We start from the raw sequence: 22,485 nt of genomic DNA, 5'->3' as shown, positions 1-22,485 counted from the left end.
TCCGAAGGACTGAAAGCCATGGCCGAACCGCTTTACGTCGCCCGCGCGGGCGACCTCTCGCTCGCCCTGCTGCCCAATATGGCGAATCGCCATGGCCTGATCACCGGCGCCACCGGCACCGGCAAGACGGTGACGCTGCAATCGCTGGCCGAGCGCTTCTCTTATATAGGCACACCGGTGTTCATGGCGGACGTGAAGGGCGACCTGTCCGGCATGGGAGCGGCCGGCAGCGTGAGCCCGAAACTTCAGCAGCGCCTGGACCTGCTCGGCATCACCGATTTCACGCCCTATCCGAGCCCGGTCTGCTTCTGGGACGTGTTCGGCCAGTCCGGCCATCCAATCCGCGCCACCATCAGCGACATGGGCCCGCTGTTGCTGGCCCGCCTGCTCGGCCTGAACGACACCCAGACCGGCGTGCTGACCATCGTGTTCAAGGTGGCCGACGATCACGGCCTGCTGCTGCTCGACATGAAGGATCTGCGGGCGCTGGTGCAGCACGTCGGCGACAACGCGGCGCAGTTCAAGACGCAGTACGGCAATGTGTCGACAGCGTCGATCGGCGCCATCCAGCGCGGCCTGCTGACGCTGGAAGAACAGGGCGCCGACCGCTTCTTCGGCGAACCCATGCTCGACATTGCCGACCTGATGACGCACGACGAGCACGGCCGCGGCACCATCAATGTGCTGGCCGCCGACCAGCTGTACAACTCGCCCAAGTTGTATTCCACCTTTCTGCTGTGGCTGCTGGCCGAGCTGTTCGAACAGCTGCCGGAAGTCGGCGACATGGACAAGCCCAAGCTCGTGTTCTTCTTCGACGAGGCGCACCTGCTGTTCAGCGACGCACCGCCCGCGCTGCTGGAGAAGGTCGAGCAAGTGGTGCGCCTGATCCGCTCCAAGGGCGTCGGCGTGTATTTCGTGACTCAGAACCCGCTCGACGTGCCGGACACCGTGCTCGGCCAGCTCGGCAATCGCGTGCAGCACGCGCTGCGCGCGTTCACGCCGCGCGACCAGAAGGCAGTCAAGACGGCCGCCCAGACAATGCGCGCCAATCCGGAATTCGATGCCGAACAGGCCATCATGGAACTGGGTACCGGCGAGGCACTGGTGTCCTTCCTGGACGAAAAGGGTCGTCCATCGGTCGTGGAGCGCGCTTTCGTGCTGCCGCCGGCGTCGCGCCTCGGCCCGCTGACCGAGGCCGAGCGCGCCGCCATCATCCAGCATTCACCGATGCGCGGCCGCTACGAACAGACGCTGGACCGCGAGTCCGCCTACGAAAAGCTGACCGCCTCGGTGGCCGCCGGCACATCGGCGACACCGTCGCCGACCGCCCCCACCCCGACAGCAGGAGGGCCGGCGGCTGGCGACGGCGGTCTGCTCGGCGGACTGAACGATCTGGTGTTCGGTTCGACCGGGCCGCGCGGCGGCCAGCGCGACGGCATTGCACAGATGGCGGCCAAGACGGTCGCGCGCACCATCGCCAGTTCGGTCGGCCGCGAAATCATGCGCGGCGTGCTCGGCTCCATCCTTGGCGGGCGACGAAAATAGCCGCACTGCCTGCCGCCGCAGACGCCCGGCTGGGCATCTGGCTCGCCGTCATCGCGTCGGCCGGTTTTTCGCTGAAGGCCATCCTGGCCAAGCTGGCGTATCCATATGGCGTCGACCCGGTGACGCTGGTGGCACTGCGCATGCTGCTGTCGGCACCGGTGTTCATCGTCGTCGCGTGGCGCGAAGCGGCGCGCGGTGAGCCGCTGACGGCCCGTGACTGGAGCACGGTCGTCGTGCTTGGCCTGTTTGGGTATTACGGCGCCAGCATGCTGGATTTCTACGGCCTGCTCTATATATCCGCCGGGCTGGAACGGCTGGTGCTGTTCACCTACCCGACACTGACCCTGCTGATCGGCTGGCTGGCGCAGGGCCGGCGCATCACCCCGCGCGAAATCGTCGCCAGCCTGCTGTGCTATGGCGGCATCGCACTGGCCGTGGTGCACGACATCGAAGTCAGCGGCGAAGCAGCGACCATCGCGCTGGGCTGTGTGCTGGTGTTCGGCTCGGCGCTGAGTTTTGCGATCTATCTGACCGGCGCGGCCGCACCGATCCGCAAGCTCGGCGCGACGCGCTTTTCCGCGCTGGCGACGCTGGTGTCCACGGTGGCGGTCGGCCTGCACTTCGCCGCCGTGCGCCCGCTCGACGCGCTGGCCCAGCCGGCACCGGTGTGGTGGCTGGCGTTGGCGATGGCGCTGTTCGCCACCGTGCTGCCGGTATTCCTGCAGTCGGCGGCGATCCGCCGCATGGGTGCCCAGACCGCTGCGCTGGTCGGCAGCACCGGTCCGGTCATCACGGTATTCCTCGCCTGGTGGCTGCTCGCCGAGCCGGTGTCAGGCATGCAGATGGCCGGTACCGTGCTGGTGATCGCCGGCGTATTGTGGGTGGGCAGGCGCTGACCGGAGGCGGCCGTCTTCAGCGGAGCGGCTCCAGCGGGGTGCCCCGCATCTGTTGCCACAAATCGGGCCAGTGCTCTACCCAACAGCAGCGGTGATCGAATTCCGGCATCACCTGCATCCTGCGGGCGGTGCCGCCACCCGGGCGCGCGAGGAAGGCACGAACCACCTGCTCCGGCAGCACGTCATCGCGATCGCCCACCCAATGCCACTGAGGCACCGGCGCCAACGCAGCGGCAACATCGGCCGCGTTCAGCGATGCGGACAGCGGTGTGACCCGGTGCAGCCGGGTCCAGATCACATGGTCCAGATTTCCGGCGACCGTGACCAGGCGCTCGACGTCATCGCGGCCGGCCGCCACCAGAGCGGCGATCGCGCCGCCACCGGAATAGCCGACCAGCACGATGCGCTCCGCGCCGGCTCGCGCCTTGAGCTGATCGACCGCACGCGAGCTGGCGGCCACCACCTTGGCCGAGAAGCGGCCGTCGGTCCAGTCGCGCACCGAACAAGCGGGCGAATGCACGTACTGGCACGGCCGCGCCAGATAGGCTGCAGCACCGGCCGGCTGGGCCAGCGCCAGGCGCAGCGCAAGCGGGTCGCCCGGCGTCGGGTCATCCGACGGCCGGCTGGCGGTCACCCAGGCCAGCCCGTCACCTTCGATGTAGATCGTGAGCGTACCGACTGCACGCTCCGACGATGCATAGGCGCGCAGCAGGAAAGGGCCGGCCGGCAGATCGAGTGGCTGCCAGCCTCGACCGGCAGCGAGCGAATCGGCATTCAGCCGCCGCGCGGCCGGGTCGGGCAGTGCCACACAGGCCGCCAGCAGCACGCACAGAAGCAGCGCGACGGCGGCGCGGCCAGTCAGCTGCAGCGCATTGCGCACAGACTCAGAACATCCAGTTCAACTTGACCGAGGCTGACTGGATCACGAAGGTGTCGCGCAGCTCGACATCATAGCGACCGGTAACTTCCAGGCCACTGCGGGCCATGTGGGCCACGCCCAGCCCGCCACGCAGCAGCCAGGGGCTGGCGTCGATGCCGCGCGTCACGAACAGCGCCCCCGGCGCGCCAGCAAAGGAACTGGTCAGCGCAGCACGTTCGTTGAACACGTCATAGCCCAGGCCCAGATTGGCCAGCAGGGTGGCCTGGTCATTCACCGCATGCGACAGCTTGCTCTCCACGGCGAATACCAGAAGTTCCGTGGTGCGGCTGTTCACGTTCAGGTCGAGCAGGCCGGCGCCGCTCTCGGAATAGCTCTGGTCACGTATCCAGGTGTAGTCCATGCGCACCGACGGCGTGATCGCGGTCTTCTCGCTCAGGGAAAGCACACGGCCGATGCCGCCGCCGATATGGGCGGTGTGCGTGTCGTAATCGGCCCGGGCCGTCGTGTTGGTGAGAGCGATCGTGCGACGGCCGTCGTTGCGGTTCAAGCCGACGTCCGCCTGCAGATTGACCTCGGTGCGATCATCGAGACTGTAGCTGCCGTAGGCGATCAGCGTATAGGTGTCGATGTTCGCCCCTTGCGGAGCGATCCGGGTGCCGCCGTCGATGTCGGTGCGGGCGTATGCAAAGGCCGCGCCGATACGAAGCGCCTGCGACAGCGTGCCGTCGATGCCCGCCAGCACACCATAGGTATCGGCCTTGTAGCCGGCTACGCCGTTGCGACTGTTCTGGTCGGCCCAGGCCCCGAACGGCTTCATCCAGATATTGCGGTCACCGGCGAAGGATTCACCGGAAGAGAGGCCGCGGTTGGCCGACATGCGCGCCTGGATCAGCCGGTTCACACCGTTGAGCGTGCCCTGGATGGCGGTCGTGGTGCCACCTACCATCAGCGGCAAGGTCTGAGTCGCCGCCTCGGATACCTGGGCATCGCCGCTGACCCCGGAAAACAGCGTCTGCAGGGCCGGCGTGTCGTCGATCACCTGGGCCGCGCCATAGGCGGGCGAATTGGTCATCGCACGAGTCGAGGCCAGGACACCGGCAGCCGCAGGCGGCGGCGCAGCAAAGAAGTTGCCGGCGCCGTCGGAATAGAACTCCAGAGGCAGGTTCAGAACGCTGCCGCTGGAGAAAGTGGACACCAGCAGGGTGTAGCGATTGCCGGCAGTCACCGCGCTGCTGACCTGCGGGCACAGGCCGGGGTTGCCACCGCAGGACACCACCTGCCCCGGATCGCCGACTGCCGTGCGGTGACCCGCTTGCGACGTGTCGTCATTGCCCGCCACAGCGCCGGTCCCTGGCGTGGAGACATCGAACACGCCGTCATAGAGGATCATGACAGTATCGACCGGTGCCGAGGTCTGGCCGAAGGTGTAGGTGCGCGTGAGCGTTGGCACGAAATAAACAGTCGCGTAGTTGAACGCATTCGCGCCGGTGGTCAGTGCCGACGGGTTGTTCAACTGAGCATTGCCCAGAAGTCCCGACGACAGTGACATCGAGCCGGTCGTCGCATTGCTGTTGTCGATGGTGAAGAACACCGCCTGGCCGGCGGCCGGCAGAGCCGCGAAGGCCAGCGCGAGCGCACTGGCCAGATGAGTGAACGAACGGCGGGCAGACTGCGTGCGCATGAAACAGGTACTCCGGATGATTTGTGTGCTGGAGGTAACGGCACCTGGCAACAAAAGTTTCATCCCGACGAAAAACGATTTCATCTTGATACCCTGCTGCATGACTACCCAAGGGAGCGAGCGGCGACCGCGGCGCCTCAGGCGGCAAGCGATGGCAGGCTGGCTTCGGTGTCGCCGAGCGTGAAGCAGAAGGTGGCGCCGCCACCCGGCTCGGAGCGCGCCCAGACGCGACCGTTGTGGCGGCGAATGATGCGCTGGACCAGCGCCAGACCGATGCCGGTGCCGTCGAACTCGCCGTCGCGATGCAACCGGTTGAACGGGTGGAACAGCTTGTCGGCATGTGCCATGTCGAAGCCGACGCCGTTGTCCCGCACGTAGATCACGGCCTGCTGGCCGGTGCCTTCGCTGCCGACTTCGATCTGCGAATGCGCGGTCGGGGCGGAGAACTTCCATGCATTGCGCAGCAGATTGTCGAGCACGATGCGCAGCAGGCCGACATCACCGGCGACCAGCAGGCCGGACTGTATGCGGATGTCGCACTGGCGCGACGGCTCGGCGTTGCGCAGCACGTCGGTGATGTCCTGTGCCAGCGCGCTCAGGTCGACCGGCTGCCGCTGCAGCGGCAGGCGCGTGACACGCGCCAGTTCAAGCAGATCGTCGACCAGGTGTTCCATGCGCAGCGCAGCGCGCAGGATGCGCTGCAGCGAATCGCGGGCGCTGTCCGGCAAGCCTGTCACGCCGGGGCTGTTCAGATCGGTGTCAAGCACGCTGGCAAAGCCGTGGATCGCACGCAGCGGCCCGCGCAGGTCGTGCGACACCGAGTAGCTGAAGCTTTCCAGTTCCTCGAACGCGGCCTTCAGGCTGGCGGTGCGGCTGCGTACCCGCTCGTCCAGCTCCTGATTGAGCGCGCGCAGTTCCTCTTCGGCGCGCACCTGCCGGCTGACGTCGCGCGCGCTGCCGCGGTAGCCGGCGATGTGACCGCCGGCATCGCGCCAGGGGCGGGCGGACAGCGCCATGATGCGCACGCTGCCGTCCTGCTGCCGCCAGTCGATCACGACGTCGCGGAAGCTGCGCACATCGCGCGCCAGCTGCGCCGGATCGTCAGGCCGCAGCAGACCGGGCCGGCGCATCGCGAACAGGCCGGTCAGCGTAAGTCCGCGCAGCGGCCAGGCGCCGTCCGAGGTATGCACGATGACGCCATCGATATCGGTTTCCCAGAACCAGTCGGCCGCCGCTTCGGCAAAGTCGCGCAGCCGGGTGCGTTCGGCTTCCAGTTCGCTGATTTTCTTGTCCAGCTTGTCGCGCAGGCGCTCGGCGTACATCGCGTCCGAGTCGGTCGGGACCGGCCGGATCGCATTGCGGATCGCAGCCGATTCCAGTTCGAGGATGAGCTTGTCGATTTCGCACGGCTTCACCAGGAACAGGTCGGCACCCAGCTGGTAGGCCAGTTCCTCGTCGCGCCGGTCGGTGAAGGTGGCGGTGTAGAACACGAATGGAACGCCCGACAGCTGCGGATGGGCGCGCACTGTGCGGCACAGGCCGTAGCCGTCGAGCTCCGGCATCAGGATGTCGGACACGATGAGGTCAGGGGTGCGGGCCAGCGCCAGTTCAAGCGCCTGCCGGCCGTCCGGCGCGGCCTGCACCTGGTGGCCACGCGCTTCCAGCGCCGTGCTCAGCATCAGGCGGGAGTTCTCGTCGTCTTCGGCAATCAGGATGTGCATCAGCAGGCCTGCAACAGTACGTCTTCGATCTGCGCCATCACGCGCAGCGGGTCGACCGGCTTTTCGATGTAGCCGTTGCAGCCAGCCGCCAGCACACGCTCGCGGTCGCCTGCCATGGCGAAGGAGGTGATGGCGATCATCGGGATCGGTGCCCCGGTCTCGCCAGCCCGGATGCGGCGCGCCACTTCGAGGCCGTCGATGTCGGGCAGCTGGATGTCGAGCAGGATGAAGTCCGGGCGTTCGCGCAACGCCTCGGCCACGCCGTCCAGCCCGGTGATGGCGCCGCGCGTGGCATAGCCGCCGGCATGCAGGATGAAAGTGATCAGTTCGAGATTGTTCTCGTTGTCTTCGACCACCAGCGCCGTCTTCATGGCTTGACCCCGTTGCTGGCACGTCCCGAGCCCTCGCGCGGCACGTGCAGCGTGAAACGGCTGCCGAGCCCCGGCGTGCTGCTGACCTCGACCGAACCGGCCAGCAGTTCGGTGGCGATCTTGCGCGTCAGGTAGAGGCCGAGGCCGGTGCCGGGGGTTTTCACGCGCAGCTTGGAATCGATCCGTTCGAATGGCTGGAACAAGCGGGTCAGTCCGGCTTCGTCCACGCCGATGCCCGTGTCTTCAACGCTGATGTCGAGCCAGTTTCCACGCACGCAAGCCTCCACGGTGATATTCCCTTCGACGGTGTACTTTACCGCGTTGCTCATGAAATTCAGCAGGCATTGCAGCAGCCTGCGACGGTCTGCCTGAACCATGATCCCGGGCGGCACCGACACCCTGATTTCCAGCTTCTTCTCGCGCGCGGCCGGCTGCACGGTGTGCACGGCTTCATCGACCAGCGCCGTCACCTCGATGCGTTCCTCGAATACGTCGATGAAGCCGGCTTCGATCTTCGATATGTCGATCACGTCGGTGATCAGCGCGAGCAGGTGCTTTGCGGAGCCATAAACACGCTGCAGCTGATCCTGCTGACGCGCCGTCAGTTCGCCCGCCATGCCGGCCAGCACGACACCGGTGAAGCCGATGATGGAATTGAGCGGTGTGCGCAGTTCATGCGACATCGAGGCGATGAACATCGATTTGAGCCGGTCGAGATCCTTCAGTTGCTCGTTCGCCTGCGCCAGTTCGGCGGTGCGTTCGATGACGCGCTGTTCCAGCGTTTCGTTGGCCACACGCAGCGCGACCTCGTTGCGCTTGATGCCGCCGATGTCTCGCAGCACACTGGAAATGAATTGCACCTTGCCGGCGCCATCGAGGTGCGCCAGCCGCACCGCCGACATCGGCACCAGCGTGCCGTCGCCTGCACGCAACGTTGTCTCGCCGATCCAGATGCCATCGCGCAGCACGGTCGGCAGCTGCACATCAATGTAGTGGCGGTAGCTGTCGGCCGGATAGAAGTCGCGTACTTTCAGCCGTTCAGGCAGTCCGTCCAGAGGCAGCCCGAGCATGCGACGCGCCGCCACATTGAGATAGGACACGTTGAGGTCGGTGTCCACGGTGGACACATAGTCGGGTGTCGCGTCGAGGATGGCCGACAGGCGCGCCTGTTCGTCCTGGGCAAGACGCCTTTCGCGCGCCACCAGGAAGCGCCCCAGCTGCGACGCCAGTTCGGCGGCAAAGCGGGCTTCGTCATGCGCCCAATCACGTATCCGGCCACGCTGTTCAAGACAGACCACGCCGGCCAGCCGGCCATCGAGAAAGGCCGGGGCATCGAGCATGGCGGCGAGGCCTTCCCGGTCGAGGTAGATGTCGGCGAGCTGTGCGGTGGCAGGGTGTGCGCGGGCATCACCGGCAGTGATGGTGCGGCCGCTGCGCAGCGCGGAGAAGTATTCGGGGAATGCCGCGGCATCAAGAACCTGGCCCTGCGTGTGGCCGCGCGCGATGGCCAGCTGGTCGAGGTCGAACAGATCGAGGCAGACCAGTTGCCGCGTGTCGTCGTCGAGTCGCCACACACTGGCGCGGCTGACCGTCAGCGCGGCTGCGGCGACTTCGGTCAGCGTGACCAGCGCATCGTCGTCACCGGCGGACAGCGCGGCGTCGGTGCTCAGGCGCACGATCGCGGCCAGCTGCCTGTCCTGCCGCTCGAGCCGTCCGCGTTGTTCTCGCCGCGCGCGCAGATCGTCTGTCACATCGATGAAGGTGGCCTGAATGGCTGGCTCGCCCCGCCACATGACCTGCCGGATGTAGGCGTCCAGCGTGCGTCGCTCGCCGTCGGCGCGTGTCACGCCGGCCTGCATCGGCAGGATGCGGCCGGACGACAGCTGGCTGCGGTTGCTGTCGCTGTCGACCACCGGCAGATCGTCGGCGGCAATCATGTCGGCCAGCGAACTTCGCGCCATCAGATCAGCCACCGACTGGAAGCCCAGCAGCTCGGCCGCACGCCGGTTGGCGAACAGCGGCTGGAAGCGCCGGTGGATCAGGATGCCCTGGATCGAGCCGTCGAACAGATCGAGCAGCTGTGCCTCGCGCGTGCGCGCCCGGCGCGAGGCGTTCGCGCGCTCGCTCAGCGTGATCGACAGGGCATAGGACGCGATCGACAGCGTGATGATGAAGGTCTGCAGCAGCAGCAGCGAGCGCAATGGCGTGTCGTTGCCGAACGGCCCGATGCCCTGGTTCGTGCCCCAGAGAGCGAGACCTTGCATGAACACCAGCAGCAGGCTCATCCATCGTACGTTGAGGCGGATGGCGGACAGCAACAGCACGGCCGGCAGCAGGAACATGAACGGCTCCGGACCGTCGAGCACGCGCAGGAAGATCGCTGCCGTGGTCAGCAGGGTCAGCGCGAACCAGGGCAGCACCTTCGGCAGATCGGCAGCTGCACGCCGCCAGTCCTGACTGTTCAGCCAACCGGCCACCAGCTGCACCGTCAGCACCGTACCGGCGAAGCTGGCGGCCGCGTGGAGCGTCCAGTCAGACACGTATAGCGGCACACCCGGATGCCAGGCGCGCCCGGCGCCGTGGAGGACCGACAGCAGCAGCGCGACCGCGAGGAACCACATGTAGTGATCGGCGCGCATGCGCGGAAAGGGCTGCACCGGAAAACGGCGCAGGATCAGCGTGCCGGCGCCAATCAGCAGCCCGATGACGCAGGCCGATCCGAGCGCCGACAGTGGCGTCTGGCCGCTGTACAGCGCCAAGGCGAGGTCGGTCAGCATGATCGCGGGCAGGTGACGCAGGCCGAACAGCAGCACGATGGCGAACGCTGCGCCGAGCTCCAGCTGGATGACCGGCGGCTGGCCGTCCGACAGGCCGAGCAGCGGATCGACCAGCACGGCTGCGGCGTAGGCAGTGACGGCGGCGATCAGCGGAAGGATCTTCACGGAATGGAGCACGTTCACGTGTCGGCGATAAACTGATCTGCATGTTAACGTCCTTCCGCCCCGGGATAGTGTGCGGAACGAACGCCCGGCCGATGCGTCCACATTCGCGATGAGGCTGCCCCCGGCACCGGGATGTGCGCGCGGTTGCTCACCCCGGCGCTTTTCCAATGCCTGTTCACCCCAACTGCTGACCCTGCAATGCGATCAATGATGCGGACGGCCGCCCTGTGCGGAGGACTTCTCATGGCACCTGCGCTCCCGGCTGCCTCCTGCGTGACGCCGGGCAGCTGGCTGGAACCCGGGCAGGGCGAGACCGAAGGTGGCGCGCTGATGCGGCGCATGAGCCGGCAATCCGTCGTGCTGCTGGGCGAAACGCACGACAGCGCCGCTCACCACGACTGGCAACTCGACACGCTGCGCGCGCTGCATGCGCTGCGTCCGCGCATGGTGATCGGGCTCGAAATGCTGCCGCGCAGCGCCCAACCGGTGCTCGATGCCTGGGTGCGCGGCGAACTGAGCGAAGCGGCGCTGTTCGAGCGCACCGACTGGAAGCGCGTCTGGGGCATGCCGCCCGAGTTGTACGCCGGCATCTTTCGCTTCGCCCGCGACAAGGCAGTGCCGCTGCGCGCACTCAATATCGACCGCAAGGTGGTGCGTGAGGTGTCGCGCCTGGGACTGGCTGGTGTGCCGGTGGCGAGCCGCGAAGGGGTCGGCACGCCCGCCGGCGCAAAGCCGCCCTATCGTGATTGGCTCAGACAGATCTGGAGCGACCACATGCCGGCCGGCAAGGCGATGCCGGACGACGCTTTTGGCCGCTTTCTCGAAGGCCAGCTGCTGTGGGACCGCGCCATGGCGGAGGCGCTGGCCGGCGCAGTACGCGAACAGCCGGACGCGCTCGTCGTCGGCCTGATGGGGAGCGGCCACGTCATTCATGGCTACGGCGTGGAACACCAGCTGCGCGACCTCGGCGTGCCCGATGTCGGCAGCCTGCTTCCGTGGGACGCCGATGGTGACTGCGCCGATCTGGTCGCCGGGGTGGCTGATGCGGTATTCGGCATCGTACCGCCGGCGCTGAGGGCGCAGCCTTGAGGCGGCTGCCCGGCTGGCGTGCGCTTGCCGGGCAGCTCGCCGTGGGGTTGTGCGCGGCGCTGCCCGGTCTGCCGGCGCTTGCTGCGCCGCAGCTTGACCTCACCGTCAGGCTGGAACCCGCGCAGGGCAACCTGAGCGCACAGGCGCTGATCGCGCTGCCGGCGCACGAGGCGATCGACCTGCGCATCGATGCCCGGCATCGCATCACGTCGATGCAGCTCGACGGCGGCGCGCTGCGCGCTTCGACCGAAGGCGGACTGCAGCGTATCCGCATCGCGGCGTCCAGCCAGCCGCGCCGGCTCGAACTGCGCTGGGCCATCCGGGCCGATGCGCCGGATGCCGCCGCATCGCACCGCGACACGCTGACCGCCTTTGCGCCGCAGATCGGCGAAGCCGGCAGCTTCCTGCCGGCTGGAGGTGCGTGGTATCCGCTGCCCTTCGACGGCGCCGGCCCGCTGCTGCACCGTTACCGCCTGACCGTCGACCTGCCGGCAGCGCAGCACGCACTGGCGCCCGGTGACCGCCTGTCCGACACGGTGCGCGACGGCCGGCGCACGGTGCGCTTCGACATGACACACGACAGCGAGGGGGCCGACCTGATGGCCGGGCCGTGGGTCGAAGCCGAGCGCAGCGTGCGCTCAATCGATGGCCGCAGGCTGACGCTGGCGACGCTGTTCCACCCTGACATCGCCGACCAGGCCGCGGGCTACCTCGATGTCGCCGCCAGCCACCTCGCGCGCATCGAACAGACCCTCGGCGCCTATCCGTACAGTCGCTTCACCATTGCGTCGTCACCCACGCCGACCGGATTCGGCATGGCCAGCCTGACCTATCTGGGCATCGACGTGCTGCGTCTGCCCTTCATCCGCCACACCTCTCTGCCGCATGAAATCCTGCACAACTGGTGGGGTAACGGCGTCTATCTGGCGCTGGCGGGCGGCAACTGGTCAGAAGGGCTGACCACTTTCATGGCCGACTACGCGCTGCGCGAGGCCAAGGAGGGCGACGATGGCGCGCGCGCCATGCGGCTCGACTGGCTGCGCGGCCTGTCTGCGCTGTCGCCAGCCGCTCAGGGCAGTCTGTCCAGCTTCGGCGGACGCACGCATGACGCGTCGCAATCCATCGGATATCACAAGGCCGCGCTGGTATTCGTGATGCTGCGCGACACGTTGGGTGCAACGGCTTTCGACAGCGCATTGCGCGACTTCTGGCAGATGCACCGCCACCGCCGCGCCGGCTGGCAGGACATTCGCGCTGCGTTCGAACGCGCTTCCGGCCGCGATCTGGGCCGCCATTTCGCATTGTGGGTGGACGGCAGCGGGCTGGCCGCGCCGGTGATCTCCGAGGCCGTGGCCGGGCCGGGTGGTCTGACCGTCACGCTGCAGCAACCGGCACCACCCTACCCGCTGGAGGTGCCACTGCACGTGCGGGTCGCCGGCGCGACGCGCGTCGAACAGGTGGCATTGCATGCGGCGCAGGCGCGGGTCACCCTGCCGCTGACGGCAGACTGTGCCGAGCTGGCGCTCGACCCGGATTTCCGTCTGGCCCGCCGTCTGGCCCCGGGCGAAGCACCGCCGGTGCTGCGTGAAGCCACACTGGATGACGCGCTCGGCCTGACCGTCCTGCCCGGGGACGAACGCCTCTCCGCGGCGGCGCGCACGCTGACGAAAAAGTGGCTTGACCGCGCACCGACCGTCATCGACGCCGCGCAGCCGCCGGGCCGCGCGTCGCGCATGGTCATCGGAAGTTTCGCGGGCATCGACGGCTGGCTGGCCCGGCACCACCTGCCGGCGCGCGACCGCGACGGCGAGGTTGTCGCCTGGGCGCTGCGCGCGCCAGCCGGCGGCACGCTGGCGCTGGTGGCCGCGCGCGACGCGGTGGCGCTGGAGAAGGCGACGCGCGCCCTGCCGCACTACGGCCAACAGGGCTGGGTCACGCTGACCGGCGGCCGTGCCGCCTCTCGCGGTCAGTGGCCAGCGGCGACCGCCTGGACCACGGTCTGCGTGCGCTGAGCATCTCTATATATGAGGGGCGTGTTCCGGATGGCGGATCAGCCACGCGGCGTAGCGGCGCTCGTAGTCGAGCTTTTCTTCCTGATAGACGGTCCACACGCAGCGCTCACAGGCGGATTCGCAGCATTCGGAATCCATCGGCATGCCGGGCGGCACCGGAGCCGGGTCGGTCTGGATGGAAGGGCGGGCGATGGTCAGTTCGGTCATGTTCGGATCAGGTTTCGGATGTGACAGGCGGCGCGCTCGTAACAGGTATCCAGTTGCGCCAGTTCGGCATCCAGGTCGAGCGCCGGACCGGATCGCTTCAAGCGCTGTTCCAGGATGCTTGCCGTATCGGACAGCTCAATCGCGCCAACGTTTCCGGCGCTGCCCTTCAGGCCGTGGATCACCTTGATCAGCGCGTCCGGTTCGCCGGCCTGCCACGCCGAGCGCGCGGCGGCCAGACCGGCCGGCGCGTCATTCAGCCAGATACGCAGGATGTCGTCCAGCGCGTCGCCAAGAAGCGCGCGCAGGTCATCAAGTCGGGCAACATCGATTACCCGGCTCGCAACAGTGTCAAGGTCGGGCGGCATGCACGTTTCCGACGGAGGATGCTGCGTTATCGGCCGCAGGCGCCCCGGCTGAATGCCGCTCAGCTTTCCCAGATCACTGGCTCGCCGGCACGCAGTGACCGCTCCAGCTGTTCGATCAGCGGTACGGCGCGCTGTGCCAGCGACACCGGTACCGGTGCGCGTGCCGGATCGGCATCGTCCGGATCGGGCTGGCCGCGCTGTGCCGCGCGGCTGCTTTCGGCCGCCGCGCGGAGCCGGGCAATGGCGTCAGGCAGTTGCTCGAGTGTGATAATTCCGCGTGGCTCGAACGCCTTGCCCATCAGCGACAGCAGGTCCTTCGCGACATCGCCGAACATGATGGTGTCTGCCGTGGCCCGGGATTTGAAGGTGATGATCATGGTGGCTCCGCCGTCGGGTGAAGAAAATTCGATTGTCGCATCGTGCGGGAGGCAGCATGCGCATCGGCATTGATCTGGGTGGAACAAAGACCGAATTGATTGCGCTCGACGGCAATGGCACCGAATGCCTGCGCAAGCGCGCGCCGACACCCACCGGCGACTACGCCGCGACGGTCGCGCTGATCGCCCGGCTGGTGCATGACGCCGAACACCTGATGGGCGCGCGCGCCACGGTGGGCATCGGCACCCCGGGTTCGCGGTCGCCGCTGACCGGGCGCATGCGCAATGCCAATTCCACCTGCCTGAACGGCCAACCGCTGCAGCAGGACGTCGAAACCGCACTCGGTCGAGAGGTGCGCATGGCCAATGACGCCAATTGCTTTGCACTTTCCGAGGCGGTCGATGGCGCCGGACGCGGCGCGCCGGTGGTGTTCGGCGTCATCCTCGGCACCGGCGTCGGCGGCGGCATCGTCGTCGATGGCCGGGTGCTGAATGGCGCCAATGGCGTGGCCGGAGAGTGGGGTCACAATCCGATGCCATCCGGCCCTGACACCGAAGGCATTGCGCCGCCGCCGTGCTACTGCGGTCGCGCCGGCTGCATTGAAACCTGGCTGTCCGGTCCGGCACTGGCAGCGGATCACCGACGGGTGAATGAAGAGCCGCTTGCGCCGGAGGCCATCGTCGCACGTGCAGCGGCAGGTGATGCAGCCGCCGCGGCCACGCTTGCGCGCTACGAAATCCGGCTCGCGCGAGCGCTCGCGGCCGTCATCAACCTGCTCGACCCGCAGGTCATCGTACTCGGCGGGGGGCTGTCCGCATTGCCCGGGCTGTACGAACGGGTGCCGCAACACTGGTCCCCCCATGTCTTTTCCGATCTGATCACGACCCGGCTGTGCCCGCCGGTACATGGAGATTCATCCGGCGTGCGCGGTGCCGCCTGGCTGTGGTAGCCAATGCAGATTTTTTGCCATGGTGCGGTAAGGTTCGGCGCACCGCAGGGTCTACTGCGGTGCAAACCACATGACCGGTTTGATTTTTTCACCCTCAGGAGATCACACATGAACAAGTCCGCCGCCCTCTCTGCCGCCCTCGCATCCGTATTCGCCCTCGGCATCGTGGCAAGCCCTGTTGTCGCGGCTGCAGAAGGCAAGGAGAAGTGCTACGGCGTGGCCAAGAAGGGCGCCAATGACTGTGCGTCCGCCAATGGCTCGCACAGCTGCGCCGGTCAGGCCAAGGCCGACAACGACCCGAACGAATGGGTGTTCGTCGCCAGCGGTACGTGCGAAAAGATGGGTGGCAAGACGGCCGCGCCGAAGAAGGGCTGATGCCGCGGGGATGCGGCCCGACTGCCGCATCCCGGTCACGACACGACAATGAAATCGCATCCCGCTTCGCCGACCGGCATCGGTCTGCGCCAGCCGCACTACGCCCGCGTACTCGAAGAACGACCGCACATCGGCTTCGTCGAGGTGCATAGCGAAAACTTCTTTCACGATGGCGGCGCGGCGCTTCGCACGCTGGAGCGCGCCCGCGGCTGCTATCCGGTCAGCCTGCACGGCGTCGGTCTGGCGCTGGCGTCGGTCGATGCACGCAGCGAAGCGCATGTCGAACGGCTGGCAAAGCTGGTTGAACGCGTTGAACCCGAATTTGTGTCAGAGCATCTGTGCTGGGGCGCGGTCGATGGCGTCCACTTCAACGATCTGCTCCCTTTCCCCTACACCGGCGAGGCACTCGCGCTGGTCGCGGCGCGCGTGAATGCGCTGCAGGACCGCTTGCGCCGCCCGGTCCTGATCGAAAACCTGTCGGCCTACGTGCAGTTTCGCGACGCGCAGATGAGTGAAGCACAGTTTCTGGCCGATCTGGTCTGCCTGACCGGCTGCGGCCTGCTGCTCGACCTGAACAACCTGTATGTAAACGCCCGCAATTTCGGCAGCGACCCGATGGACGCGCTCGAACAACTGCCGATGCACGCGGTGCGGGAGATCCATCTGGCTGGTCACGCGGTGACCGAGTACGGCCTGATCGACACCCATGGCAGCGCGGTGTGCGACGACGTGTGGTCGCTGCTCGCGGCCGTGCGTCGGCGTGGCGTCTGCGCACCGGCGCTGATCGAGTGGGACACCGATCTGCCGGAACTCGACGTATTGCTGGCTGAGGCGGCCCGCGCCGACCGCATCGGCGCCGTCGCGGATGAATCGAACGGAGACCGCCATGTCTGCGCTGCTTGACGCACAGCGGCGCTTCGCGGGCGCCTTGCGCAGCGCGCAGGGCGAACCGGCCATGCTGCCGCTGCTCGCCGGGGACACCGAACGCAACCGCGGCCTGCTTGGCGTCTATCGCGGCACTGCGGTGGCGAATGCCAATGCCGCGCTGACGCTCGCCTATCCGGTGTGCCGGCAGATCACCGGCGACGACTACTTCGACGCGCTGGCGCGCCGCTACTGGGCGCTGGCGCCATCGACCGACGGCGACCTCAATCGCTACGGCCACAGCTTTGCCGACTTTCTCGACCGCTTCGAGCCGGTGCGCGCACTACCGTATCTGCCCGACGTGGCGCGACTCGAATGGTCGGTGCATGTCGCGACGACGGCAGCCGACGCCGCACCGCTGGGCGGCGAGGCCTTCGCTGCACTCGACCCTGATGCGCTGGCTGCGGCCCGGCTGCACATGACGCCCGGCTTCGCACTGCTTGGCAGTGCATGGCCGATTGCCGACATCTGGCTGCAGCATCAGCCGAACGCGGCAGGCGGCTTGGGCGATGCGCTCGACATTGATCTCGGACAAGCACAATACGCAGTCGTATGGCGCGACGGGCTGCGTGTGCGGGTGGCGGCGCTGTCCGCCGGTGCCCATGCGTTCTGGGCCGCCATCGCGCTGGTGGGCGCCAGCTTCGGCGACGCCTGGGCCGGCGCCGCGGGCACCGAACAGGATTTCAATCTCGCAGCCGCCATCGAACAGGCCATCACTTGCGGCTGGCTGCACCACATCAAAACCAGGGGACAAGAACAATGAATGCCGTAACCCGTGCCTATGACCTCGGTACGCCGATCGCCCGGCTCGCCGACCAGCTGCAGCCGCTGCTGCTGCTCACCTTGCGTGTGTACATTGCATGGGTCTTCATCAAGGCGGGGCTGACCAAGATCGAAGACTGGGACACCACGCTCTTCCTGTTCGCCGAAGAGTACAAGGTGCCACTGCTGCCGCCTGCCATCGCAGCCTTCATGGGTACGGCCGGCGAAATCGTGCTGCCGCCGCTGCTCGCCATCGGTCTGGCCGGACGCTTTGCCGCGCTGGGCCTGTTCATCGTGAATTTGATGGCCGTCGTGTCCTACCCTGCGCTGTGGGAATTCGAGTGCCCGGCGGCCGTCGAGGCGCATCTGTGGTGGGGCGTCGGGTTGCTGGGGCTGGTTGCGTTCGGGCCTGGCACGTTGTCGGTCGATCGGCTGCTGGGCCGGCGCCGCGACTGAGTCGACGCGGATGCCGGACGGGCAATCCGCGTCGGCGCTGTAACATGGTGCAACACAGCAAAGGGGCCGCCCGGGAACGCCAGGCAGTTTGTGTTGCCCAATCGGCATTCGCTATCGGGCTTTTGTCTTGACACCTCCCTCCCGTTGCATCCTGCTGTGCGTGGCCTGTCTTGCCAGTGGCGTCGCCTCGGCCGATGCCAATGCACCGTCACACCGCATCGGCCTGCAGTTCGGACCCTATATTCACCACTGGGACCGTGAACCTGACCACAACACGGCCCCGGCCCTGTTCGGTTTCGAGTACGAGTCTCCGACGCGCTGGAATGTCGGCGCCGCCTGGTTCCGCAACTCGTTCGACCAGGCCAGCGAGTACTACTACGCGGGCCGGAGCTGGCCGATCGAGTCGGTCAGCCGGAACCTGTACGTGAAGGTGACTGCCGGCGCGTTGCTCGGATACACCGGCGAATACGAAGACAAGATCCCTCTCAATCGCAAGGGCGTGGCGCTTGCAGTCATTCCGGCGCTCGGCTACCAGTACGACCGCTACAACGCCCAGGTCGCGCTGCTCGGCACGGCTGGCTTCATGGTGACCTTCGGCATCGATCTGGGGCGCTGGTAAGTCTTTGGCTGACGACGACAGACCGAAGGTTCGACCGGCAGCGGTCCATCACACCGGCAATGTCGGCTCACTGTCGCCGCGTTGCACGATGACGCCGCAGCCGCGGGTTTCATACAGGTCGAGCCGGTCGAGTGACGGGATCAGCGGTGTCGCCAGCGTCATGATGCGGCGCGCCAGGCTGGCGCTGTCGGCGTCGCTGCCTGCCTCCTCCATCAATTCATGCAGCGGCGCGTGGTCGAGCCGGTCGAACAGCGGCGCGAACTGCGCCTTCACGTCGCCGAAATCGACCGTCCAGCCCATGACCGGGTCGAGCGGCGCAGCCAGGTGCAGGCGCAGCGTGAAGGTGTGGCCGTGAATGCGCCGGCGCGGATCGCCGTCGGGGGCACGCTTCAGCCGCACGGCGCTGTCCAGCGTGAATTCCTTCCACACGCGGTGCTGCTGGCCATCGAACTGCGCGCCGCAGCTGGCGGTTTCGTACACGGTGACCCAGCACAGGCCTGGCAGCGCCGGCTTCAGTTGCTGCCAGATCCAGGCCGCAATGTTTTCGCTGGTCGGATTGTCGAGCCCGGCAATGTCGTTCAGACAGGCCAGATGCAGTTGCTCGTTCAGCGGGGCCCACAGGGCGTCGATCCGGTCAGGGTCGACCGGCGCATCGGGCGCCGGCTTCGCGTGCAGCAATACTTCGAAGCCGTGGCCGTGCATGCGGCCGCACTTGTGGCCGGGTGCCACGCGCGGCAGCTGGTGCGCCGACTGGAACACGTAGCGGCGCCAGACATGAGCGTCGCCGTGCCGGTCCAGCTGCACGCCGGCATGGCGGGTGCTGCGCACGCCGACCGCCTGCACGCCGGGCAGGTCGAGCTGCCCGCGCAACCAGCGCGCGAGATCTTCGTCGCCGGGCCGGGTGACGGTGTCGTTCAGCAGCCGGTAGTCGAGCGGCGCGAGCACCGTGCGCAGCCGAGCCGCCAGCGCATCGACCTCACCGCCGGCAACACCGCCCCAGCCCTCGGGCAGCGCGGCCCGCACGCTGCCGTTGAAGCTGTGGCCGTGCAGCGCGCGCGCGCGGTGCGAGACCGGCAGGTGTTCGAGGCGGCGCGCAGCTTCGAAGTCCGCGGCGGCAACGTAAAGCAAGGCGTCGTTCATGGTCGGGGTGGGGTCACACAGTTCCGGCAGCGCCGCAGTGTGCCTGAGTGCGCAGTACTATCAGTATCGATCGATTTCGGGAAGGAGCACAGCTCATGTCCATCAGTCTGCTGGGCGCGGTAAAAGCCGTCCCTTGGGGCGACGTCATCGCGGCGGCCCCGAGCGTGGTGCAGGGCGCCAATGCGCTGTGGGATCGCGTCGCAAAAAAGCGGCCGAAAGGCGAGCCGGCGGACGCACCGGCGACTGCACCGGCCGGCGCGCCGGCCGAGGTGCGGCTGGCCGCCCTCGAACAGGTGGTGACCGAACTGCAGAAGGAGGCGCTCGCTTCGTCGCAACTGATCCGCTCGCTGGCCGAACAGAATGTGCAGCTGGTACGCGAGATCGAGGTGCTGCGCCTGCGCTCGCGCGTCATGCTCGTTGCCGCCGTGGTGTTCAGCGTGGCGCTGGCGGCCAGCCTCTATTTCGGGCTGGCGGCTCGCTGAAACCGGCGCGGCCGGTCGGGCCTCGCTACCCGTCACTGTACGGCAGACCATGACGCCCCCCGACATCCTGACGCCCCGGCTGCGGCTGCGCGCCATGGATGCCGAGTTCCTGGGTGCGTCGGCCGATGGGCGCGACATCGACGAACTGTCCGCGCTGATCGGTCTGAAGGTGGCCAGCGCCTGGCTGCGCGAAGCCGATCTGGCCGCCCTGCGCCTGCACGACGTCACGACCGAGCCGACCAGCCTGCCCTGGTCGGTACGCGCGCTGGCACGGCGCGACAGCGGTGAAATGATCGGCCACGCCGGCTTTCATTCCCGCCCGGCGCCCGACTATCTTGCGCCGTACGCCGCCGATGCGGTTGAAGTCGGCTACACGATCTACCCGCGCTACCGCCGCCAGGGCCTCGCACGCGAGACGCTGGTTGCGCTGATCCGATGGGCCCACGTCGAGCACGGTGTGCCGCGCTTCGTCGCGTCGGTCAGCCCGGACAATCTCGCCTCGTGCGCGCTGCTCGCCAGCGCGGGTTTCCGGCGCATCGCATCGTTCATCGACGAGATCGACGGTCTCGAGTACGTGCTGCTGCTCGATGCGCCGGACGTGCCGCGTTTGCTCTGCATGTAAGAAAAACCGGCCCGCCGGGGCCGGTGCGATGCCGTTCGTGTGCCTACAGCTTGAAGCGCCCCACCAGTTCGCCGAGATGATCGGATGCACGCCCGATCTGCGACAGCGTGGCCGATGTGCGCTGTATTGCCTGGTCGGTGTTCTGCACCACCTCGGAGGCCTGCTCCGCCGACTGCGCCAGCGCTGTGGTTGCAGCCGACTGTTCCTGCGTCGCTTCGGCGATCTCGCGTACCCGTTCGGCGGCACGCTGCATGCCGGCCTCGATGCCGCCGATTTCCGCGGCTACGCGCGCCGCGCGTTCGACGCCCGATTCGACCGCTTCGCGAGTGCTGTTCATGCTGTGCACCGCGCGGTCGGTTTCGCCGTGCATGGCGGCAATCATGTCGCGGATTTCGGTGGTGGCGTTGCTGGTGCGTTCGGCCAGCTTGCGCACCTCGTCGGCCACCACCGCAAAACCACGGCCCTGTTCGCCGGCGCGGGCGGCTTCGATGGCGGCATTGAGGGCCAGCAGATTGGTCTGGTCGGCGATCTCGCGGATCACCTGCACGATGCCGTTGATCTGCACCGAACGTTCGGCCAGACCGGTCAGCGAGCCGGCCAGCGTTTCCATGCTGCCGGCGATGTCGCTCATATGCGTCTGCATGCCGCGTACCGCCTCGCCGCTGCGCTGCGACGCGGTGTGCGTGTCGAGCATGACGCCGCTGGCATCAGTCGCGTGGCTGGCGATATGGCCGATCGACACGGTGATTTCCTCTATCGTTGCCGCGTTGTCGCCGGTGGTGCCGGCCAGCGAGCGCGAGCTGCCAGCGATGTGGCGGGTGTCGTCCGACACTTCGCGGATGCCGCGCACCAGTGTGTGGCTCTGGTCGCGCACCTCGATGAACATGCGCTGCAGGCTGCCGAGGAAGACATTGACCGAGGTGGCAACGCGGCCCAGCTCGTCGCGGCTGCCGGTTTCCGGCAGGCGGCGCGTCAGGTCGCCTTCGCCGCCGGCCAGCGCCTGCATCGCGTCGGCCAGGGCTTCCAGCGGTCGGGTCATCGCGCCGAGCAGCGCGAACAGCACGCCGGCGGTCAGCAGCACGCTGATGACGCCCATCGCGATGGCGGTGTTGCGCAGCGAATCCGCCGAGGCGGTGATCACGCCTTCCGGCACCGACACCACGCTGCCCCACCAGGCGTCGCCGTCGCTCAGCGACACGCGCTGCAGGAAGTGACGCACGCCGGCGGCGTCGCGCCATTGCAGGCTGCGACCATCGCGCAGCGCAGCCAGCGCATCGGCCGGCAGATCGGCGGCCGGCTTGCCGATGCGAGCGGTGTCGGCATGCGCGACCACGAGCCCGGACGGTGCGTACAGCGCAACCGTGCCGATGTCGAAAGGCTTGATGCGGCCAAGATCGTCGGCCAGCTGGTCGAGCGCCATGTCGACACCGGCGATGCCGGCAAAGCGGCCATTGACGGCCAGCGGCTTGACCAGCGAGGTGATGAGCATCTTCCTGCCGCCGACGACATACTCGTACGGTTCGGCGAGATAGGCGCGGCCGGTCTGCTTCGGCTGCTGGTAATAATCGCCGACGCCCGGCTTGTCGTAATCAATGAGCGCCTCGACCGACAGTTTGTCGCCGCTGCGGCTCCAGTAGGGCACGAAGCGGCCGCTGGCGTCATGACCGACGGCACCGGCAAAATCGGCGTCGCGCGCATCGAAGGCATTGGCCTCCCAGCCGGTATAGACGCCCAGCAGCGCGGGCCGGCCTTCCAGCGTGCGACGCAGCGCACGGCTGATGGCATCGCGATCCGGCGTGCCCTTTGCGTGCAGGCCTTCAAGCGACAGCGCCAGCGTGGACGACACCGCCATCGCTTCGTCCAGATTGGCGCCAACGTCATGCGCGACCGAGGCGGCCACGCTTTCGGCGCGCGCCAGCCCCTGCTCCAGCACGGCCTGATGGCTGCGCCAGGCAAGTACCCCCAGCGTGACCGAGAAGCAGAGCAGGACGGTAATGACGGTGGATGCCAGCAGCTTGGTGCGCAGATTAAGAGCGTGCAGATCCATGATTGATCTCGGTTTGGGTGAC

The 22,485-nt window shown here is 67.5% G+C and carries 22 protein-coding genes; 12 read left to right on the top strand and 10 right to left on the bottom strand.

Annotated features, from left to right (window positions below; all coding sequences use genetic code 11):
* Positions 1–18 precede the first annotated feature (18 nt).
* Both Q8R75_RS01320 and Q8R75_RS01315 read left to right on the top strand, forming a co-directional pair.
* A complete protein-coding gene (locus Q8R75_RS01320; RefSeq protein WP_305613184.1) occupies positions 19–1,545 on the top strand; it encodes a helicase HerA-like C-terminal domain-containing protein in 1,527 nt (508 codons plus the stop codon).
* The gene (locus tag Q8R75_RS01315) at positions 1,542–2,441 is read left to right on the top strand and encodes a DMT family transporter (RefSeq protein WP_305613187.1); all 900 of its coding nucleotides are present in this window, start codon (positions 1,542–1,544) and stop codon (positions 2,439–2,441) included. The genes Q8R75_RS01320 and Q8R75_RS01315 overlap by 4 nt, the downstream gene beginning before the upstream one ends.
* Positions 2,442–2,457: 16 nt before the next feature.
* On the opposite strand, the gene Q8R75_RS01310 is transcribed toward Q8R75_RS01315, so the two are convergent.
* The 5 genes from Q8R75_RS01310 to Q8R75_RS01290 form a co-directional block, all read right to left on the bottom strand.
* On the bottom strand, positions 2,458–3,321 hold the full coding sequence (locus Q8R75_RS01310; RefSeq protein ID WP_305627216.1) for an alpha/beta hydrolase: 864 nt from the start codon (positions 3,319–3,321) through the stop codon (positions 2,458–2,460).
* Between the two features lie 4 nt (positions 3,322–3,325).
* Positions 3,326–5,002 (bottom strand): autotransporter outer membrane beta-barrel domain-containing protein, encoded by a 1,677-nt coding sequence (locus Q8R75_RS01305; RefSeq protein WP_305614908.1) that lies wholly within the window; start codon positions 5,000–5,002, stop codon positions 3,326–3,328.
* Between the two features lie 137 nt (positions 5,003–5,139).
* On the bottom strand, positions 5,140–6,723 hold the full coding sequence (locus Q8R75_RS01300; protein WP_305614909.1) for an ATP-binding protein: 1,584 nt from the start codon (positions 6,721–6,723) through the stop codon (positions 5,140–5,142).
* On the bottom strand, positions 6,723–7,094 hold the full coding sequence (locus tag Q8R75_RS01295) for a response regulator (protein WP_305614910.1): 372 nt from the start codon (positions 7,092–7,094) through the stop codon (positions 6,723–6,725). The genes Q8R75_RS01300 and Q8R75_RS01295 overlap by 1 nt, the downstream gene beginning before the upstream one ends.
* Positions 7,091–10,036, bottom strand: a complete 2,946-nt coding sequence (locus tag Q8R75_RS01290) for an ATP-binding protein (RefSeq protein WP_305614911.1) — start codon at positions 10,034–10,036, stop codon at positions 7,091–7,093. The genes Q8R75_RS01295 and Q8R75_RS01290 overlap by 4 nt, the downstream gene beginning before the upstream one ends.
* Before the next feature lie 243 nt (positions 10,037–10,279).
* On the opposite strand from Q8R75_RS01290, the gene Q8R75_RS01285 reads away from it, so the two are divergent.
* Both Q8R75_RS01285 and Q8R75_RS01280 read left to right on the top strand, forming a co-directional pair.
* Positions 10,280–11,125, top strand: a complete 846-nt coding sequence (locus tag Q8R75_RS01285; RefSeq protein WP_305614912.1) for a ChaN family lipoprotein — start codon at positions 10,280–10,282, stop codon at positions 11,123–11,125.
* Positions 11,122–13,137 carry a M1 family aminopeptidase gene (locus tag Q8R75_RS01280; protein ID WP_305627212.1) on the top strand — a complete coding sequence of 672 codons (2,016 nt, stop codon included), beginning with the start codon at positions 11,122–11,124 and terminating at the stop codon, positions 13,135–13,137. The genes Q8R75_RS01285 and Q8R75_RS01280 overlap by 4 nt, the downstream gene beginning before the upstream one ends.
* 6 nt (positions 13,138–13,143) lie before the next feature.
* On the opposite strand, the gene Q8R75_RS01275 is transcribed toward Q8R75_RS01280, so the two are convergent.
* The 3 genes from Q8R75_RS01275 to Q8R75_RS01265 are packed head-to-tail and all read right to left on the bottom strand — an operon-like array spanning position 13,144 to position 14,086.
* Positions 13,144–13,344 carry an oxidoreductase-like domain-containing protein gene (locus tag Q8R75_RS01275; protein WP_305614914.1) on the bottom strand — a complete coding sequence of 67 codons (201 nt, stop codon included), beginning with the start codon at positions 13,342–13,344 and terminating at the stop codon, positions 13,144–13,146.
* Positions 13,341–13,709: an Hpt domain-containing protein gene (locus Q8R75_RS01270; RefSeq protein WP_305614915.1), complete on the bottom strand. Its 369-nt coding sequence runs from the start codon at positions 13,707–13,709 to the stop codon at positions 13,341–13,343. Before Q8R75_RS01270 ends, Q8R75_RS01275 begins: the two co-directional genes overlap by 4 nt.
* Positions 13,710–13,768: 59 nt before the next feature.
* Positions 13,769–14,086, bottom strand: coding sequence for a DUF1840 domain-containing protein (locus Q8R75_RS01265; protein ID WP_305614916.1), 318 nt, complete (start codon positions 14,084–14,086; stop codon positions 13,769–13,771).
* 56 nt (positions 14,087–14,142) lie between these two features.
* Here Q8R75_RS01265 and Q8R75_RS01260 point away from each other — a divergent pair, with 56 nt between their 5' ends.
* From Q8R75_RS01260 to Q8R75_RS01235, 6 genes are all read left to right on the top strand, one after another.
* Positions 14,143–15,036, top strand: coding sequence for an ROK family protein (locus Q8R75_RS01260; RefSeq protein WP_305614917.1), 894 nt, complete (start codon positions 14,143–14,145; stop codon positions 15,034–15,036).
* Positions 15,037–15,144: 108 nt separating this feature from the next.
* Positions 15,145–15,411 (top strand): DUF2282 domain-containing protein, encoded by a 267-nt coding sequence (locus Q8R75_RS01255; protein ID WP_305614918.1) that lies wholly within the window; start codon positions 15,145–15,147, stop codon positions 15,409–15,411.
* Between the two features lie 48 nt (positions 15,412–15,459).
* Positions 15,460–16,314 (top strand): DUF692 domain-containing protein, encoded by an 855-nt coding sequence (locus Q8R75_RS01250; RefSeq protein ID WP_305614919.1) that lies wholly within the window; start codon positions 15,460–15,462, stop codon positions 16,312–16,314.
* Positions 16,298–17,098 carry a DNA-binding domain-containing protein gene (locus tag Q8R75_RS01245; protein ID WP_305614920.1) on the top strand — a complete coding sequence of 267 codons (801 nt, stop codon included), beginning with the start codon at positions 16,298–16,300 and terminating at the stop codon, positions 17,096–17,098. The genes Q8R75_RS01250 and Q8R75_RS01245 overlap by 17 nt, the downstream gene beginning before the upstream one ends.
* A complete protein-coding gene (locus tag Q8R75_RS01240) occupies positions 17,095–17,553 on the top strand; it encodes a DoxX family protein (protein WP_305614921.1) in 459 nt (152 codons plus the stop codon). Before Q8R75_RS01245 ends, Q8R75_RS01240 begins: the two co-directional genes overlap by 4 nt.
* Before the next feature lie 127 nt (positions 17,554–17,680).
* Complete coding sequence (locus Q8R75_RS01235) at positions 17,681–18,172, top strand: hypothetical protein (protein WP_305614922.1); 492 nt, start codon at positions 17,681–17,683, stop codon at positions 18,170–18,172.
* A 48-nt stretch (positions 18,173–18,220) separates the two neighbouring features.
* Here the strand turns inward: Q8R75_RS01235 and Q8R75_RS01230 are convergent, their stop codons facing one another.
* Entirely contained in the window at positions 18,221–19,312 is a 1,092-nt protein-coding gene (locus Q8R75_RS01230) for a 6-carboxytetrahydropterin synthase (protein ID WP_305614923.1), read from the bottom strand.
* A 95-nt stretch (positions 19,313–19,407) separates the two neighbouring features.
* Between Q8R75_RS01230 and Q8R75_RS01225 the strand changes: the two genes are divergently transcribed.
* Positions 19,408–19,794: a hypothetical protein gene (locus Q8R75_RS01225; RefSeq protein WP_305614924.1), complete on the top strand. Its 387-nt coding sequence runs from the start codon at positions 19,408–19,410 to the stop codon at positions 19,792–19,794.
* A gap of 49 nt (positions 19,795–19,843) precedes the next feature.
* The gene (locus Q8R75_RS01220) at positions 19,844–20,416 is read left to right on the top strand and encodes a GNAT family protein (protein WP_305614925.1); all 573 of its coding nucleotides are present in this window, start codon (positions 19,844–19,846) and stop codon (positions 20,414–20,416) included.
* Between the two features lie 43 nt (positions 20,417–20,459).
* On the opposite strand, the gene Q8R75_RS01215 is transcribed toward Q8R75_RS01220, so the two are convergent.
* Positions 20,460–22,463, bottom strand: coding sequence for a methyl-accepting chemotaxis protein (locus Q8R75_RS01215; RefSeq protein WP_305627206.1), 2,004 nt, complete (start codon positions 22,461–22,463; stop codon positions 20,460–20,462).
* Between the last annotated feature and the right edge of the window lie 22 nt (positions 22,464–22,485).

Origin of the sequence: Methyloversatilis sp. (assembly GCF_030696805.1) — a bacterium.
Taxonomy (GTDB): Bacteria; Pseudomonadota; Gammaproteobacteria; order Burkholderiales; family Rhodocyclaceae; genus Methyloversatilis.
Note: the sequence above shows the minus strand (reverse complement) of the source record. Positions and strands in the feature narration are given on the sequence as shown.

Excerpts from the sequence above, each read along its gene's own strand:
- Q8R75_RS01320 (WP_305613184.1), top strand. The coding sequence starts at position 19 with ATGGCCGAACCGCTTTACGTCGCCCGCGCGGGCGACCTCTCGCTCGCC.
- Q8R75_RS01305 (WP_305614908.1), bottom strand. The coding sequence starts at position 5,002 with ATGCGCACGCAGTCTGCCCGCCGTTCGTTCACTCATCTGGCCAGTGCG.
- Q8R75_RS01300 (WP_305614909.1), bottom strand. The coding sequence starts at position 6,723 with ATGCACATCCTGATTGCCGAAGACGACGAGAACTCCCGCCTGATGCTG.
- Q8R75_RS01295 (WP_305614910.1), bottom strand. The coding sequence starts at position 7,094 with ATGAAGACGGCGCTGGTGGTCGAAGACAACGAGAACAATCTCGAACTG.
- Q8R75_RS01285 (WP_305614912.1), top strand. The coding sequence starts at position 10,280 with ATGGCACCTGCGCTCCCGGCTGCCTCCTGCGTGACGCCGGGCAGCTGG.
- Q8R75_RS01275 (WP_305614914.1), bottom strand. The coding sequence starts at position 13,344 with ATGACCGAACTGACCATCGCCCGCCCTTCCATCCAGACCGACCCGGCT.
- Q8R75_RS01270 (WP_305614915.1), bottom strand. The coding sequence starts at position 13,709 with ATGCCGCCCGACCTTGACACTGTTGCGAGCCGGGTAATCGATGTTGCC.
- Q8R75_RS01265 (WP_305614916.1), bottom strand. The coding sequence starts at position 14,086 with ATGATCATCACCTTCAAATCCCGGGCCACGGCAGACACCATCATGTTC.
- Q8R75_RS01260 (WP_305614917.1), top strand. The coding sequence starts at position 14,143 with ATGCGCATCGGCATTGATCTGGGTGGAACAAAGACCGAATTGATTGCG.
- Q8R75_RS01255 (WP_305614918.1), top strand. The coding sequence starts at position 15,145 with ATGAACAAGTCCGCCGCCCTCTCTGCCGCCCTCGCATCCGTATTCGCC.
- Q8R75_RS01250 (WP_305614919.1), top strand. The coding sequence starts at position 15,460 with ATGAAATCGCATCCCGCTTCGCCGACCGGCATCGGTCTGCGCCAGCCG.
- Q8R75_RS01245 (WP_305614920.1), top strand. The coding sequence starts at position 16,298 with ATGTCTGCGCTGCTTGACGCACAGCGGCGCTTCGCGGGCGCCTTGCGC.
- Q8R75_RS01240 (WP_305614921.1), top strand. The coding sequence starts at position 17,095 with ATGAATGCCGTAACCCGTGCCTATGACCTCGGTACGCCGATCGCCCGG.
- Q8R75_RS01230 (WP_305614923.1), bottom strand. The coding sequence starts at position 19,312 with ATGAACGACGCCTTGCTTTACGTTGCCGCCGCGGACTTCGAAGCTGCG.
- Q8R75_RS01225 (WP_305614924.1), top strand. The coding sequence starts at position 19,408 with ATGTCCATCAGTCTGCTGGGCGCGGTAAAAGCCGTCCCTTGGGGCGAC.
- Q8R75_RS01220 (WP_305614925.1), top strand. The coding sequence starts at position 19,844 with ATGACGCCCCCCGACATCCTGACGCCCCGGCTGCGGCTGCGCGCCATG.
- Q8R75_RS01215 (WP_305627206.1), bottom strand. The coding sequence starts at position 22,463 with ATGGATCTGCACGCTCTTAATCTGCGCACCAAGCTGCTGGCATCCACC.